At 63.6% G+C, this 15,560-nt stretch carries 16 protein-coding genes; 14 read left to right on the top strand and 2 right to left on the bottom strand.

What is annotated here, in order from left to right:
- Window positions 1–114 precede the first annotated feature (114 nt).
- Window positions 115–633, bottom strand: coding sequence for a DUF305 domain-containing protein (locus C6C15_RS01475; RefSeq protein ID WP_200838872.1), 519 nt, complete (start codon window positions 631–633; stop codon window positions 115–117).
- A complete protein-coding gene (locus C6C15_RS01470; RefSeq protein ID WP_058631433.1) occupies window positions 630–1,031 on the bottom strand; it encodes a hypothetical protein in 402 nt (133 codons plus the stop codon). Before C6C15_RS01470 ends, C6C15_RS01475 begins: the two co-directional genes overlap by 4 nt.
- Before the next feature lie 215 nt (window positions 1,032–1,246).
- Here C6C15_RS01470 and C6C15_RS01465 point away from each other — a divergent pair, with 215 nt between their 5' ends.
- The 14 genes from C6C15_RS01465 to C6C15_RS16965 all read left to right on the top strand — a co-directional run bounded on the left by C6C15_RS01465 (window position 1,247) and on the right by C6C15_RS16965 (window position 15,396).
- The gene (locus C6C15_RS01465; protein ID WP_053095982.1) at window positions 1,247–1,528 is read left to right on the top strand and encodes a metal-sensitive transcriptional regulator; all 282 of its coding nucleotides are present in this window, start codon (window positions 1,247–1,249) and stop codon (window positions 1,526–1,528) included.
- Window positions 1,529–1,558: 30 nt separating this feature from the next.
- Window positions 1,559–1,882, top strand: a complete 324-nt coding sequence (locus tag C6C15_RS01460; RefSeq protein WP_067120989.1) for a heavy-metal-associated domain-containing protein — start codon at window positions 1,559–1,561, stop codon at window positions 1,880–1,882.
- A 55-nt stretch (window positions 1,883–1,937) separates the two neighbouring features.
- Window positions 1,938–4,076: a heavy metal translocating P-type ATPase gene (locus C6C15_RS01450; RefSeq protein ID WP_426622463.1), complete on the top strand. Its 2,139-nt coding sequence runs from the start codon at window positions 1,938–1,940 to the stop codon at window positions 4,074–4,076.
- Window positions 4,077–4,130: 54 nt separating this feature from the next.
- Complete coding sequence (locus tag C6C15_RS01445; protein ID WP_067121011.1) at window positions 4,131–4,565, top strand: DUF6153 family protein; 435 nt, start codon at window positions 4,131–4,133, stop codon at window positions 4,563–4,565.
- An 85-nt stretch (window positions 4,566–4,650) separates the two neighbouring features.
- A complete protein-coding gene (locus C6C15_RS01440) occupies window positions 4,651–5,247 on the top strand; it encodes a DUF305 domain-containing protein (RefSeq protein ID WP_067120987.1) in 597 nt (198 codons plus the stop codon).
- 252 nt (window positions 5,248–5,499) lie between these two features.
- A complete protein-coding gene (locus C6C15_RS01435) occupies window positions 5,500–6,237 on the top strand; it encodes a F510_1955 family glycosylhydrolase (RefSeq protein WP_363541620.1) in 738 nt (245 codons plus the stop codon).
- A gap of 420 nt (window positions 6,238–6,657) precedes the next feature.
- The gene (locus tag C6C15_RS01430; protein ID WP_081859903.1) at window positions 6,658–6,912 is read left to right on the top strand and encodes a hypothetical protein; all 255 of its coding nucleotides are present in this window, start codon (window positions 6,658–6,660) and stop codon (window positions 6,910–6,912) included.
- A 324-nt stretch (window positions 6,913–7,236) separates the two neighbouring features.
- Window positions 7,237–8,046 carry an RNA polymerase sigma factor gene (locus C6C15_RS01425; protein WP_061016258.1) on the top strand — a complete coding sequence of 270 codons (810 nt, stop codon included), beginning with the start codon at window positions 7,237–7,239 and terminating at the stop codon, window positions 8,044–8,046.
- Window positions 8,043–8,207: a hypothetical protein gene (locus C6C15_RS16970; RefSeq protein WP_157547053.1), complete on the top strand. Its 165-nt coding sequence runs from the start codon at window positions 8,043–8,045 to the stop codon at window positions 8,205–8,207. The genes C6C15_RS01425 and C6C15_RS16970 overlap by 4 nt, the downstream gene beginning before the upstream one ends.
- A 189-nt stretch (window positions 8,208–8,396) precedes the next feature.
- Window positions 8,397–8,603 carry a hypothetical protein gene (locus C6C15_RS01420; RefSeq protein ID WP_017201940.1) on the top strand — a complete coding sequence of 69 codons (207 nt, stop codon included), beginning with the start codon at window positions 8,397–8,399 and terminating at the stop codon, window positions 8,601–8,603.
- Between the two features lie 575 nt (window positions 8,604–9,178).
- On the top strand, window positions 9,179–10,003 hold the full coding sequence (locus C6C15_RS01415; RefSeq protein WP_061016260.1) for a TnsA-like heteromeric transposase endonuclease subunit: 825 nt from the start codon (window positions 9,179–9,181) through the stop codon (window positions 10,001–10,003).
- A complete protein-coding gene (locus C6C15_RS01410) occupies window positions 9,996–12,032 on the top strand; it encodes a Mu transposase C-terminal domain-containing protein (protein WP_096713911.1) in 2,037 nt (678 codons plus the stop codon). The genes C6C15_RS01415 and C6C15_RS01410 overlap by 8 nt, the downstream gene beginning before the upstream one ends.
- Window positions 12,029–13,072, top strand: a complete 1,044-nt coding sequence (locus tag C6C15_RS01405) for a TniB family NTP-binding protein (RefSeq protein ID WP_067121516.1) — start codon at window positions 12,029–12,031, stop codon at window positions 13,070–13,072. The genes C6C15_RS01410 and C6C15_RS01405 overlap by 4 nt, the downstream gene beginning before the upstream one ends.
- Window positions 13,069–15,396, top strand: coding sequence for a zinc-ribbon domain-containing protein (locus tag C6C15_RS16965; RefSeq protein WP_158698502.1), 2,328 nt, complete (start codon window positions 13,069–13,071; stop codon window positions 15,394–15,396). Before C6C15_RS01405 ends, C6C15_RS16965 begins: the two co-directional genes overlap by 4 nt.
- Window positions 15,397–15,560: the final 164 nt, after the last annotated feature.

Raw genomic sequence — 15,560 nt, 5'->3', positions numbered from 1 at the left:
CTGAGGCGTAAGGTTGCCTGGTCGACCCGGACCCTGTCGACGGCGGTGATCCGGTCCGCTCGTCATGAGCGCGGTAGCCGGTCCACTCGTCGCAAGGGTGGTGCCGACGCCCCACTAATCGTCGAGACGGTCGAGAATCTCATTCATCTGGTCGATCTCTTCCTGCTGTGACGAGATGATCTGCTCACAGAGATCTTGGATCTCCGGGTCGCTGATGTCTGATTGCTCACACACCAGAATCGCTCGAGAGTGATGCGGGATCATGGAACGGAGGAACTGGTCGTTACCGACGAACGCTTCCGAGCGTCCCATGAAGAAGGCGACAAGGAAAAGCGCGGCGAAACCTACGAGCAAGCTGATGTTCGCGGCCTTGTTCGGGAACATCTTCCACATGACGATGACCATGATGATGCCCATGGGGAAGACCATCATCAGTGCCATGTAGAGGTTGCTGATGTTGAGGAAGAGATCGTCCAGGACGTTGATCATCGCAAACGTGAGGAAGTACATCACAACGAAGCTGAGCGATAGCGAGACGGCGAGCTTAAGGTAGCTCGACATCCCGCCCTGATTCTTCCCCTGGGAGTGGCCGGCCGGCGGGCGTGAACCGTTGTCGGCGTGCTGGCTTGTCATAGCGACTCCAGCAGTGCAACGCACGCCTGTTCGCAGCGTCGGCATGCCTCAGCGCAGATCGTGCAGTGTTCGTGCATGGTGTGCTGTTCACATTCGTTAGCACAGCTCAGGCACGCCGCTCGGCAAGCTTCGAGCGCGGCACGGGTGACGCTGGCGTCGTGCCCGGTGCGACGGGAGAGGATCCGGGCGGTGGTTATGCAAAGGTCTGCACAGTCCTGGTTCGCGCGAATGCACTTGATTAGGTCAGCAACCATGTCCTCGCTGAGGCAAGCGTCGGCACATGCGGTGCAGGCTTGCGCGCACGCGAGACACGCGTCGATGCAGTCGACGAGCTTCTTCTGATCAATTCCGCCCAGATCTTTCGGATACGTGCTGAGCATTTCTTCGGTGACGGTCATGAGAGAACTCCTTTCGTGAGCCACGAAAGTACGCTCGCATCGCCCGCGCACTGAGGCCCTTGAATACCCCGCTGGGGTCTGGTAACCCGGTATTGATAAGCCGCCGCGCTGCGCAGATCAGCCTGTGAGCTGAACAGAGTCGGCGACCACGTTCGCCTAGCGGGAATAGAAGCGAAAACATTGAGTTACATACCCCCAGGGGGTATGCTCGAGGCATGAACGGGTACGACGGAAGCAAGGACGACCTGCGCAAGCGGTTGAATCGCGTCGAAGGCCAGGTGCGGGGGATCTCCCGGATGGTTGATGAGGACAAGTACTGCATCGACATCCTTACGCAGGTCTCTGCGGCGACGAAGGCCCTGGAGACGGTGGCGTTGTCGTTGCTGAGCGATCATCTGAGTCACTGCGTCGCTCAGGCAAGTGCTGAGGGTGGCGACTTCGCAGCGGAGAAGGTTCGTGAGGCCAACGAAGCCATCGCCCGCCTGGTTCGTTCATGACCACACGTCTGTTTAGTAAAGGAGAACACCATGACTGATCGCATCGAGCTGAGACTGACGGATGCGAACGCTGGTTGCGCATGCTGCGCTGCCCCATCGAACACAGAGACAGCCGTCCACGACGATTCTGCGGTCACATCGGAGGTGCTCGTCGACGGGATGACATGCTCGCATTGCGCATCGAGCGTCAGTGAGGAGCTGGGCGCTGTCGACGGTGTCGAGTCCGTCACCGTGGATCTCAACGCGGGTGGCACCTCCCGGGTGACCATCCGCAGCACCGCCCCGGTTGACCCCGCCGCTGTGAAGGCTGCGGTGGAGGAGGCCGGCTACGCTCTCGCGACCAGCCAGCCCTGAGTTGCATCTTTCGGCGTCCGGCTTACCCCGGGCGCACCTGAGCAAGGAGTCTCCGATGAGCCAGCACGACGAACACACCGATCACACCGCGCACCGCAACCACACGGCGGCGGCAACGACGGAGCACGACCATGGGGCGATGAGCCACGATCACGCTGCACCGCACGAAGACACCGGGCACGGCGGCCACGAAGATCACGCCGGTCACGGCGGGCATGGCGGCCACGGGGATCATGTGGGGCAGTTCCGGCGCCTGTTCTGGATCATGCTGCTCCTCGCCGTGCCGGTGGTCGGATTCTCGACGATGTTCTCGATGATCCTGGGGTACCCGCTGCCGGACGCGGCGTGGGTCGCGTGGGTGTCACCGGCTCTCGGAACGGTGATGTACGTGTGGGGCGGTGCCCCGTTCCTGACCGGTGCGGTCGGTGAACTTCGTGCCCGCAAACCGGGGATGATGCTGCTGATCGCCCTCGCGATCACCGTGGCGTTCCTCGCCTCCTGGGGGGCGAGCATCGGGCTGCTGCACCACGAGCTGGATTTCTGGTGGGAGCTGGCGCTGCTGATCGTGATCATGCTGCTCGGCCACTGGATCGAGATGCGTTCCCTCGCCCAGACGACGTCGGCGTTGGATTCCCTCGCCGCATTGCTGCCCGACGAGGCGGAGAAGGTCGACGGAGACACCACTGTCACCGTCGCACCGGCTGATCTGCAGGTCGGAGACGTGGTGGTGGTGCGTCCGGGCGGGCGGGTCCCCGCGGATGGGCGGATCGTGCAGGGTTCGGCCAGCATGGACGAGTCGATGATCACCGGAGAGTCTCGGCCGGTGCGCCGCAGCGATGGTGACCCGGTAATCGCTGGAACCGTAGCCACCGATTCCGGGGTGCGGGTAGAGATCACCGCCATTGGTGAAGACACCGCACTCGCGGGCATCCAGAAACTGGTCACGGAGGCGCAGAGTTCATCGTCGCGGGCGCAACGACTCGCGGATAAGGCAGCGGGGTGGCTGTTCTGGTTCGCGCTCGGCGCTGCCGCGATCACCGCGATTGTGTGGACTCTCGTCGGCCAGCCCGAGGCAGCCGTGATCCGCACCATCACCGTGCTGGTCATCGCCTGCCCGCACGCGCTGGGTCTCGCGATCCCACTGGTCGTGTCGATAGCGACCGAACGCGCCGCCCGTGGAGGTGTGCTGATCAAGGATCGTCTCGCCCTGGAGAGCATGCGCACCGTCGACACGATCCTGTTCGACAAGACCGGCACGCTCACCAAGGGCACCCCCGCCGTGACCGCGATCGATCCCGTCACAGGGGCCGACGCCGATCAGCTGCTCGCGTGGGCGGCGGCCGCGGAAGCGGACTCCGAGCACCCCCTCGCCCGTGCGATCGTCAACGCAGCGAAAGAGAAGAACCTCACCGTTCCGCGATCGACCGATTTTGAATCCTCCCCCGCCGTGGGGGTGCGTGCCCGTGTCGACGGACACGTCGTGCAGGTCGGCGGCCCGTACATGCTCGAGCAAGAACACGCCGTTGAGCTGCCGGTTGCCGACGAGTGGCGCGGTGAGGGTGCGATCATCCTCCACGTGCTCGTTGACGGTCAGGTGACGGGCGCGCTGCGCCTGGCGGATGAGATCCGGTCCGAGTCGCGTCACGCGGTCGATGCGCTCCACGAACGGGGCGTGCAGGTGGTGATGATCACCGGTGACGCCGATGCGGTCGCCGCGTCCGTCGCCGGCGAGCTGGGTATCGACCGGTACTTCGCCGGGGTCCGTCCGGAGGACAAGGCCTCCAAGGTGAAAGAACTGCAACACGAAGGCCGCAAGGTCGCGATGGTCGGTGACGGCGTGAACGACGCCCCCGCCCTCGCCCAGGCGGACGTGGGGATTGCGATCGGTGCCGGAACGGACGTCGCGATTGCCTCAGCGGGTGTCATCCTCGCCAGCGACGACCCTCGATCGGTGATCTCCGTGATTGAGCTGTCGCGGGCGAGTTACCGGAAGATGAAACAGAACCTCTGGTGGGCCGCCGGGTACAACCTGCTCTCCGTCCCCCTCGCGGCCGGTGTGCTCGCCCCCGTCGGATTCGTGTTGCCGATGTCCGTCGGTGCGGTGCTGATGTCACTGTCCACGATCGTTGTCGCGCTGAATGCGCAGTTGCTGCGACGGCTGAACCTCAGCCCGGACGCCGTCGTCGACAAGTAGGCGTCAGGGGCGGCGGCGACGTACCCTGGAAGAAAGGGAGGTGGGACAGTGTTGATGACGATCGCACGGCGCGTGCAAGACCAGCGCACCCTCACCCGCACCCTCCTGACCGTCGTCGCCGTCGCCTTTTCCGTGATCTTCGGGCTTCTGGCGATGCACTCGATGAACACGCACACCATGCCCTCCGGGCACAGTGAGACCATCGCCGTCGCACCCGCGCATGCCGACGCTCACCCCGCGCACGCCTCAGGCGACGCCGCAGCGGTGGTCGAGGCGGGGTGCGCCACGTGTTCTGACGATCACGGCATGGCGTGGATGGCCTGCGTTCTCGCGCTCCTCATTGTCGTCGTGCTGCTCGCCCGGCCGTCCGCCTGGTGGCGAGCCGTCGCGCACTCCCTGGGAACGCCCGTGTCCCGCCTACACCTCCGGGATGCGCTGCATCCGCTGCGGCCTCCGTCTCTCACCGTTCTCTGCATCAGTCGCACGTGATGGCAGGCGCGCCCGCCTTCTGCGGGTAACGCCCTTGCCCAGCCTCTCTCGCTGGGCACCCTCATCGACTTTTGGAGAACCCATCATGAAGACCCGTTTTGCGGCGACCGCCGCACTCACCCTCGCCGCAGTGCTTGGACTCGCCGGCTGCGCCGGTAACACCTCGGGCGGCGGCGACATGCCCGGTATGAACCACGAAAGCAGCAGCTCCGCCCCGGCCTCCGCGGACGCCAATGACGCCGACATCATGTTCGCCAGCATGATGAAGGAGCACCACGCCCAGGCCATCGACATGTCCGACATGCTTCTCAGCAAGGAGGGCGTCGACGAACGTGTCGTCGCCCTTGCGGAAGAGATCAAGGCCGCGCAGGAGCCCGAAATCCAGAAGATGGACCAGTGGCTCGAAGAGTGGGGCGCTGACACTTCCGACATGGAGGGAATGGATCACGGCGGCGGCATGATGTCCGAAGAGGACATGCAGGCTCTCGAGGACGCCACCGGTGCGGACGCCAGCCGCCTGTTCCTCGAGCAGATGATTCAGCACCACGAGGGTGCCGTCGAGATGGCCCAAGAAGAGGTCGACAACGGCCAGAACAGCGACGCGATCGCTCTGGCCGAGACGATCATCGAGGCGCAGACCACGGAGATCGCCACGATGAAAGACCTCCTCGACACACTCTGATCTACCTTCGGGGGTGCGGCGCTCGCCCGCACCCCCGAACTGGCCTTCTCGCAGTAACCCACGCCACCGCGCTGGTGCCATGTCGCGACTCTCATTCGCGTACCGCTCGCGCACCTGCATGCATTTCTTCACGTCGGAGTCTCATGAACCGCCACTCGCCCCTACCCGCTTTCGCGATCGCTCTCGCAGCCGTCGCCCTCACCGGCTGCGCCGTGCCGCAGGCCTCCGGCACCAACGCGGTCCCCCCCCGTTATCCAACACATTCACGGTGTTGCCGCTGACCCCCGCGGTGAGGACCTCTTCATAGCCACCCACGGAGGACTCTTCACCCTCACGCCCGAGGGTGCGATCACCGGCCCCATCGGAGGCCACGACTTCGACGCGATGGGCTTCACCGTCCTCGACGACGCCCTCTTCGCATCCGGTCACCCGGGCACACAGACACCCGCAGAGCTCGGCTCCCCGAACCTAGGTGTCATTCGTAGTGACGACTTCGGCGAATCGTGGTCACCGATCGCCCTCACTGGCAGTACGGACTTCCATGTCCTCACCGCCGGACCAGACGGCACTCTCTACGGGATCGCCTCCGATGGCGTCGATCTGCTCATCAGCACTGACGACGGTCTCGAATGGACCCGCGGCGCAACACTTGCCGCGGCAGACCTCGCCGCCACCGGCGACGGTCTCTACGCCGCCGCGGAAGAAGGACTGCTCCTCAGCACCGACAACGGCGCCACCTTCACCCCCGTCGCCGACGCCCCGCTGCTCTACACACTCGACGCCAAACCCAATGGCTCGCTCGCAGGAGTCGGAACCGATGGCGCCCTCTGGTCACAGAACACCGAAGGAACATGGCAACGCCTCGACGCGCTTCAAGGGGCCGCTCAGGCCTTCACCGCGATCGATGACGAACGCTTCATCGTTGTCGACGACCGCGGCATCGTCCAGATCACAGCCGACGACACAACCATCCTCGCCCCCGCCCGGTAGAGAACGCCACCACCAGAACGGCCACCCATGGTCCCCCGCCGCAATCCCTTCCGACGCATATCCGTCTTCATCGCGTGCGCCACAGTCCTCGCCCTGCTTCTCGCCCTTGCGAGCTTCTACCTCATCGGAGCCATATTCAGATGACCCGCCACCTGCACCCAGCTCGGCACCGTCCACGAGCACACGTTCCCACGCGCACCAGCCACATGTCCCCACAGCGGCGTCACGATCGCCTCGTACGTATCGGGGCCTTCCTTCTCCTGGCCGCCGTCGCACTGATCGCAACTCATCTCCTCATCGACACAACCGTTCCAGACCAACGGTCACTCTGGGCATACACGCTCGGAAGCTACGAAACAGCGTTCATCCTCGCGATCGTCGGACTGGCGCTCGTGCTGCGTGAACCCCCGGGAGGCGCGGATGAATCTCAATGACTACTGGACCAACGCCTTTTGGTCCGTCATCCCCACGATCGCCGTCGTCGCAGCATTCTGGTTCGTCCTGCGGTCCATCATCAGAGCCGACCGCAACGAACGAAAAGCACACGCCAAGATCGAGCAGCAACTCCGCGCGGAACGAAACCATCCTCGCCAACTCGCATCGGCGGACGACGAGCGAGACCCGCTACCTGAACGCCGGAAACGTCTGCCGAAAGCAGATACCGGCGAACGTTAACGGCGGGCGCACGATGACGGGCGACGCGAACTCGCCGGAAACGATCGTTTTCGGCGGGTCGTCTGCTGCACGCTCCCTCCTGCTGTGCTCACTCGCGTCTTCAGCGGGAGATTTTGGAAAGCGGAGATGGGTCCGAGGCCTCGCTTGCGGCACCACCAGTAGAACCGAATGCGAAACCACGCCGCAAACGATCGTGTACGGCGGGCGGCACCGAACCGTGAGGTTGCTCAACATTTTCTTGCGAGAGGCGAGGGGAAGTCTGCAATGTCGGACATATGAGGGATCGTGGTGACTATGAGCTGACCAGGATCGTGAGGGAACGCTATGACCGGTAACGACGAGCCCGAAGGGCATTCGTCCCCCGATCGCGTTCCTACTCTCATCGCGTGGGCAACGGATCAGGCCTGGCTGGCCGAGGCAGACCGCGATCGCGCCGAGGAACGTTTCGACCGGCTCGCTGGAGACCGCGAACTCGCGACCGCACTCCAGGCCAGCGGATACCGTGGCCGGAACTACGATCTGTTCGCGAATGAGATCGCGAAGTACGGGTGGGCTGTCATCCGCGGGTGGATCTACAAAGGGCAGATTCGTGGCGAGGTGAAGCGAAAAGGCTTCGGCGCACTGGAGCCTGAGCCCCGCCCGGGCTCGATGATCGAAGAGGCCGAGAGCCTGGCGGATGAGACGATCGTGCTCGCCCTCACCGCGTTCCGAGACAAGGTGCTCGTCCCGGGCAAGTGGGACCCCGCCAAGGGAGCTTCCCTGCGCACGTTCTTCGTGGGCCAGTGCCTTCTGCAGTTCAGCAACGTCTACAAGCGTTGGCGTCGAGAAGAGCTGCGTTCATATGCGGAGCCGCAGGCTCCGCCGCCCGCGGCGGCCTGGGCCGACGACTTCGAGGAGGGTCCGTCGACGTCGGCTGCTCCCGACGCGAGCGAGGCGGCGCACATCAAGGACGAGCTGCGTCGTGCATTCGGGAGCATCAAGGACGAGCGTGTCCGCTCAGCCTTTTATCTGAACGTGACGCATGGCTTCACGCACGCGGAGATCGGCGAGAAGCTTGGCATGACCGCGAAAGCGGTGGAGTCGGCGATCGCGCGCGCACGTCAGCAAGTACGACAGAACCGGGAGTCCGCATGAGCAGTGAATTTCGAGGCAAGATCGAGCGCTCGTCCTTCGGGACCCAGAACGCGAAGGCGGCACGCCGAACCGTTTCCGCCAACAAAGCGCAGTCGCTCGTCTCGCGATCGATGACGGGCAAGACTCAATCGAAGCAGTTGAGAGGCCGCGAGGGGAAGTGACCAGCGGCGGACATATACCGAGATGTCGGGATCACAACGGAAAAGAGCCGCCCCGCGGTAACGGGACGGCTCACAAGCCCTGAGAAGGTCAGGTCTCATCCAGAGCACTGACTGTACCGGAGTTGGCAGCCGCAGACTAGCGGCGCTCCATCTCATGGCACCCCGGCACCAATCAGTGAAGGAGTTCCCATGGGAACCGTTCGTCGCTCTGCATCCACCGGTCGTTTCGTCTCCAAGGCCGCTGCGGCCCGCTGGCCCGGAAAGACCACCACCGAACGTGTCGGTTCCGGCACGAGCAACTCGACCACGGTGCACCGCTCCGCGTCGTCGGGCCGGTTCGTCACCGAATCGACCGCCAACCGCAACCCGGGCGGCACGATCAGCCAGCGCGTCTAATCGAACCTGAGGGCCTGCACGTGCACACGTGCAGGCCCTCGTTGTGTAAGTCGAGGGCCTCCAGAACCCCGTCGGTGGCGGTCAGTAGTTCACCTTGTCGATGACGAGGTTCCCGTCGAGCATCTCGTGCGGGACGGGTCCTGCACTGGGGGAGCGGGATGGTCAGTCTCACGAGGTCGGGGTCCGCAACGGTCTCCGCGGACGCCAAGGCGTGAGCGCCCGGGACGGCAACGCCGACCGGCATCTCAATGTCTGCCGCAGCGCCGGAGCCGGCAATGTTCACCGGAAGCCGGCGGCGAGTACTGTTCACCCGAAGGCTAGTGGGGGAGCTTTCCCCTCGTTCGTTCAAGTCTGGCCTTGCGTTGCCTAGACCTTGCGACGGAAGCCGGTGGAGTCCCGAGTGACATCGGGCGACCAACGATGCGGTTCTCGCTTCACGTCGGGCCACTCGAGATCAGATCGAACGATATCCGGTCCGCGCCGGTGTGTCGGAAGCCCGTCGAAGCCGACCGGGCTGATCCTGGGCGCAGGCGACGAAGATGTGCCTACCGGCACTCCGCCTCCCTCCGGGAGTGATGATGAAGCCAGCTGAGATCGCACGGATGATCGCTCGTCGACGGTTCTCGAAAGAGTCGGAGCTGCACTGGGTGCCGCGTGATCATCGTTCGGAGACTGGCTATGCGAACAACACCTCGTTCGCACCGGTCGACCGAAGTCTCGGCCGTTTGGATTGGTCTGTCATCGACCCCATGAAGGTTCGAGTATCGAAGGGCGCCAGCCACTTCTTCACAGGATCTGAGTACTTCTGGAGTCGCACCCGCAGCCACGTGTGGTGTGAGTCTCAGTTCGAGCGCGACGAGTTGATGTGGCTCGATTATGGCGGACAGGCCGAAAGGGTGTGGTCGCAGCCGTTTGGCGTGGTGTTCGGCGTCCGCTCGCCGATGGCCGGTCATTGGCATGTGCCGGATTTCCTGTTGCAGATGTCGGACGGCTCTTATGCCGTTCGGGACGTGAGGCCAGAGGAACTCATCGACGAGTATGCGCAACTGCAGTTCGATGAGACGGCGCGAGTGTCGGCAACGCTCGGCTGGCAATATCAGGTGCTTTCCGGCCACAGCCTTCATGCGACCCGCGTGGTCGAATGGTTGTCGGCGTCGCGTCATGACCGCTGCAGGCCGCCTGCTGCCGTCAAGGACCGGATCCTCGAGGCGGCAACTCTCGGCAAGACTCGCCGGGAGTTATGCGAGCTGGCATCACCAGATTGCCCACCTCTTGCTTGCGCTTGGATTGACAACCTCGCCTGGCGCAGGCTGCTCGAGCTCGATCTGTCGGCGGTCTTCAACAGCAACACGCTACTGACTACCGCCCATCGGGAGAGAACGGACGCGATCGGTGTCTGACGAGAAGAAGCTGAAGCTCGGAGACACTTTCGACATTGACGGCGAGAGCTGGGTCTGGGTCCACATCATCCCTGGCCTAGAGGTGAAGCTCCGATCTGAGAGCGCACCCGATCGACACCTGATCATGTCCGTAGACGAGTTCCTGCTCCAGGCCGGAACAGCCCAACGGGATCGCATCGTATCTCTTCGGCCGGACGGGGATGCATGGCCGACCGACGTATGCGATATGGAAGCCCATCTCCTTGAGGCGTTCACTGGCAAGCCGATGGATCCGTTGGCCTCCGCTCCTCGGGCACAATATGACCCTGCACTGACAACTCAGAACGCACGTGTTGACGCGAAGCTGCTCGAGCTAAAAGGCACTTCACTTGGGCGAGCGCGCAGCACCTTTCACCTCCTGTGGAAGACGTACCAGCAAGGCGGTGCAGCCGGACTGAATGCCCGCATGCATCGCAAGGGCGAGCAGCGACTCGCCATCAGCCGGGCAGATCCACGGCTGGTGACGATCATCGATCGATTCCTCGATCGTCAGACGGACAAGTCGACGAGCAGCAAACGCCGGTGCGCTGTCTTGGTGAGGCGAGCGCTCGAGACCACCTACCCCGGCGATCCTTTATGTGAGATCAAGGCTCGCACCCTCCAGGGCTACATCAACGAGCGGGCTGCCGGCCGTTACAGCTTCGACAAAGCGACCACCCGGCGAAACACCGACAACAGCCCCAAGCGTCAGTACTACTCCGGGGCTGCCTATCAACTTGGGGAGCGATGCGAGATCGATTCAACGAAACTCGACGTTCTCGTCTGGGATGAGAACAGCGAGTTCCGGCCGACACTCACCGTGCTTCTCGATGTCGCAAGCCGGGTACCGCTCGCTTGGGCGATTCACGCGGACAGCCCCGGCGGATTCGACCATGCGCTCCTGCTCGCCCGGGCTGTCATCGGTCGCAAAGCCGTACCTGGTTCAGGAGCAGCCACCCTCGCAGGGTCAGCCACGTTGCCGTCCGACCTGATGAAGCAGGTGAACCCCTTCCTCACCGACGATTCTCTGGCCGTCCCATGGATCTTCCCGCGATCGATCACTATCGATGGTGGAGCAGATTTTCGGTCCCGCACGTTCAGAGATGCCTGCAGTGCGTACGGAATCCACAGGGAACTTGCCCCCTCCAGAACGCCGACGGTAAAACCACACGTTGAACGCAACTTCGGCACCCTCTCGACAGACTTCGCCGCATGGCTGGCCGGTTTCGTGGGGAACTCCGTCGCCCATCGGGCCGCCAAAGACGACCCCACCCTCACCCTGGATTCGCTTCGCCTCATCCTCGACAGCTGGATAACGAACATCTACCTGAACAGGCCCCACCGTGGCTTGAAGTCGACGAGCTCCCCGGGGCGCATCTTCACCCCGAATCAGATGTACACCGAACTGTTCGCTGTAGGACCCGGCGTCCCCGTGCCCTTCGGAGTTGAGGAGTACCTCGCGCTCTTGCCCACGGAACGGCGCATGATCGGTCGCGCAGGGATCGAACTCCACAATCGCCGCTATGACTCACCCCACCTGGAAGATCTCCGCAATCGCTCCCTCACGGGCGCTGAACCGGGATCAGCGAAAGCCAGGAAATTCCCAGTGAGCTTCGACCCTTACAACGCCAATGCCGTCTGGGTGCGTCACCCAGAAACCGGTGTGTGGATCGAGTGCTGGGACATCGCTCTACGGGAGAAGACAGCACCGATGGTCGCCGAGATCGACATGAAACTCCTTGCGCGATACCCCGACGCCGCAGTCGACGATCCAGACCGCCGCCGCGAGTGGATCGACCGCGTCGAAAGTCGCGAACGAGGAGACAAACGGAAACGCACCCAGCACAAGCGAGAGCAACAGCGCCTCAAGGTCGAAGCGCAACGTGAACCAGGCCCCGCGACAACGACACCGATCCCACTACGGCAATGGGCCAAACCCATCGACATCAGCACCATCGATTGGACATCCCCCGACATACATCTCGCCCAAGCAGAGGAGCTTGATTCATGAAGATCACCCCACTCGTCCTCCACCATGACCGCAAGACCAGCCTTGCAGGGCTTCGAGAAGCATTCGACGCCGAGCCCGCATCCCCGCCGAAGATCACCTTCCGTCAGTACACAGATCTGGACAGTGAAGCACGAGAGCTATACGACCAAGCTCGCGAAGACTTTCTCCGACTGACGCTGAGGGTGAAGACACGCGAGCAAACGGTCTGCGCTCGCATTCTGGAGGACCTCATCCGGATCAACCCTCGGCTGAAGAACTCGCGGCGCGGGCTGATGATATCCGCGCCGATGTTCTCCGGCAAGACAGAGCTCGCTCTCCTGTTGGCTCGATCCGTAGAACGAAGACACGCAGCCCAACACCCCGACTACCTCAGAGACGGAGACGCACCGGTCGTCTGGGTGGAGATGACCGAACACTCGACCGGGAAAGCTCTCCTTGCCCAGATCGTGGAGTTTCTCGCCCCCACCATCGTTCTCCCCAAACAGATCGCCACCGACAGGCTGCGGAAGCTTGCCGTCGAAGCCCTCCACCGTCACGGCACGAAGCTGCTCGTGATCGACGAAGCGCACAAGCTCGGCGGGACTGAACCCTCCAGTGTCATTAAAGCCCTCCAGAACGAGTCCTGTGCGACCGTCGTCCTGGTTGGAATCAATCTCGACCAAGCATTCAAGACGGGCGACGGCCTGCAAGTCAGCGCACGCTGCGACTTCGTCACACTCGACAAGATCGACCCCGCCGTCCAAGAGGACTTCGAACAATGGATCAAATGGGTCGCCACCTTCGACAGCTTCCTACCGCTATGCGGGCACGCCCACGGCCTTCTCACCCGCAACGCCGGCACGCTAGTCCACGCCGCCGACGGGAAACTCGCCGTTCTCGCGATGATCGTGGACCGCCTCGTCGCGTCCATCTTGCGCGACGAATCGCGCACCTCGGAGACCGTAACCCGCGAGCGACTCTTCGGGGTTCTCGATACTCTCCGGCGCACCACGCTCAACACACACAACGTCACCCTGGACGACCTGGTGGACGCCGCATGATCAGCACGCAGGCGTGGGCGAAACGACCCAAGTGGCATCATCTTGAGACGCCACGCTCCTACGCGCAGCGGCAATGCCGCGCCGCAGGAGTACCGTTCGACTTCGCCGAAAGGGCACTGACCAGCCGAGCGCAACCGAACATCCACCGCGTCTGGATTGACGACGAAGCGGCCGCTCGGACGGTCGAGGCGACGGCGGGGCGCCCAGCCGGTCATTACCTCCGCATGAAAGGTCTAGCGCAACCGGACTCCACACGGGCCTACCCGCAGCGCTTCCTGTGCCGCCTATGCAGTGCCGGGGAGACGGTCGAGCAGATTCCCCACGATCGGGAGAACTTCTGTCTCCGACACCCGGGGCAGATGGTGTGGGTCGGTCCCGGAACCGAACCCGATACCCAGGTGATCGTTCCCTTCGATCCCACGCTTCGGAACGCGGAACTCTCTTTCCGTCGACTCGTCGCCACTGGTCGGGTCACCACGCAACTGCACGGTCAAGTGTGGGCCATGGTGCGCGACAACGACACGCTCTCCGCCCAGAACGCAGAGACCGGGCAGAATCCGTCCTTGATGAGCGCGGTACGCGAGATCGATCGCCGCGCACATCTGTACCGCGCGACGGTGCGCGTCCTGCAGATCCTGTCCAATCGTGCACACTCCGCACGATGGCGCACTCAGTCGGCGGCAGATCTACGACTCGACATCACCGCAACGTTGGGCCTCACCAACAGCGACATCCTCGTCGAACGCGTGATTCTCTGGCTCCGCCCCCTCCGCCGCCACACCATCCCCACGAAATTCCGCCCCCTGGAAGCCGCCCTCGACACCGTCGACGTCCCCCGCATCCTCGACACCACCGCCAACTACCCGCTGTGGATCCTCCGCCACCCGAAAGCCATCTCCGAATGGGACTGGGATCGCAACCCGCCCACCCGCGACCCCTGGTCCGGAGTCGACGTCTCCCACAAAGCCTGGTGGTTGTGCGAGGAGGGGCACTCCTGGGAAGCAAGCCCCCACGTGCGAGGCTCTGCCGAGACCAACTGCGAATATTGCATCGGCATGGACTTCTGGCCGGGACACACCGACCTCGGCACCCTGCGGCCAGACATCGCCGCGGAATGGGACACCACCCCAGGAGCCAACCGTGGGGACCCCCATCACGTGAGCGCCACCTCCGCCCGGAAAATCAACTGGAGGTGTACTGCTCACGAGCACACCTGGCCCGCCCAGGTGCGCTCCCGCACCACGCAAGAAAGCAGATGCCCCTATTGCAGCGGTAGCCGGGCGATACCGGGTGAAACAGATTTAGCCACCCTTCACCCCGGCCTCGCAGCAGAGTGGGATCACGAACTCAACGACAGCTCCATCACCCCGGAGACAGTCACCCCCGGATCCGACCGCGTCGTCTGGTGGCACGGCCCCTGCGACCACAGCTGGGACGCGGCTGTCGGCGACCGTTGCTCAGGACACGGGTGCCCGTACTGCTCCAATCAACGCACCCTCGCCGGTTTCAACGACCTCGCCACCACCCACCCTCAACTCGCCGAACAATGGGACCGCGCGAACTCCAAGACTCCGAGCGAGGTCACCGCGGGTTCGGATTACCCCGCAGTATGGCGTTGCGCGCTGAGTCACACGTGGGAGCTTCCCGTCTGGGGTCGCACGAAGGACAAGACGGGATGCCCCGTCTGCGCGAATCGCGTCGTCCTCGCGGGATTCAACGACTTAGGAACTCTCGACCCTCATCTGGCTTCGGAATGGGACCACAAAGCGGGGGCGAACGACCGAACACCCTCCGAAGTGACCGTCAGTAGCTCCTATGAAGCCCAGTGGCGCTGCGCTGAGAATCACACGTGGCCAGCGACCGTCGCCAACCGACACGCGGGCTCGGGGTGCCCCTCATGCTCCGGCCGGGTCGCTATCCCGGGAGCCACTGACCTCGCGACACTGCGGCCCGACATCGCCGCACAGTGGGATCCCAGCAACGACTGCTCCCCAAATCAGGTCACGGTCTCCTCCCACGTGAAAGTGTCGTGGATCTGCCACCGCAATCACTCGTGGCCCGCGACAGTCAAAAACCGGACGTCCGGCTGCGGCTGCCCGTACTGCGCAGGAAAGCTACCCATCCCAGGGGAGACTGACCTTGCAACCCTGCGACCCGATCTCGCAGCGCAGTGGGATGCCTCTAACGCCCTCTCACCCACCGAGGTCACTGTCGGATCGGGGAGAAAAGTCACCTGGCACTGTGCCTGCGGGTATACGTGGCCATCGAGAGTTCAGACCAGAACCCGCAGGCCTCACGCCCGCTGCCCCGACTGCCGGAAATAGCGACTCTAGGTGCCAACGCCATCGAGCTTGCGGTTGGCGACCCTGAACCCTTCGAGCACGAAGGTCAGAGGCTCACGTGTTCGCTGCTCGCCCAAACGCGAGCGAGTCGAGAAGCGATGAAGGCCTGACCAAGATCGCACTGCCGACTCGCCACTCACGTCAGC

This window comes from Microbacterium sp. str. 'China', from assembly GCF_002993305.1.
GTDB lineage: Bacteria > Actinomycetota > Actinomycetes > Actinomycetales > Microbacteriaceae > Microbacterium > Microbacterium paraoxydans.
The sequence above is the reverse complement of the archived record's forward strand: the minus strand, read 5'-3'. Positions and strand labels throughout refer to the sequence as shown.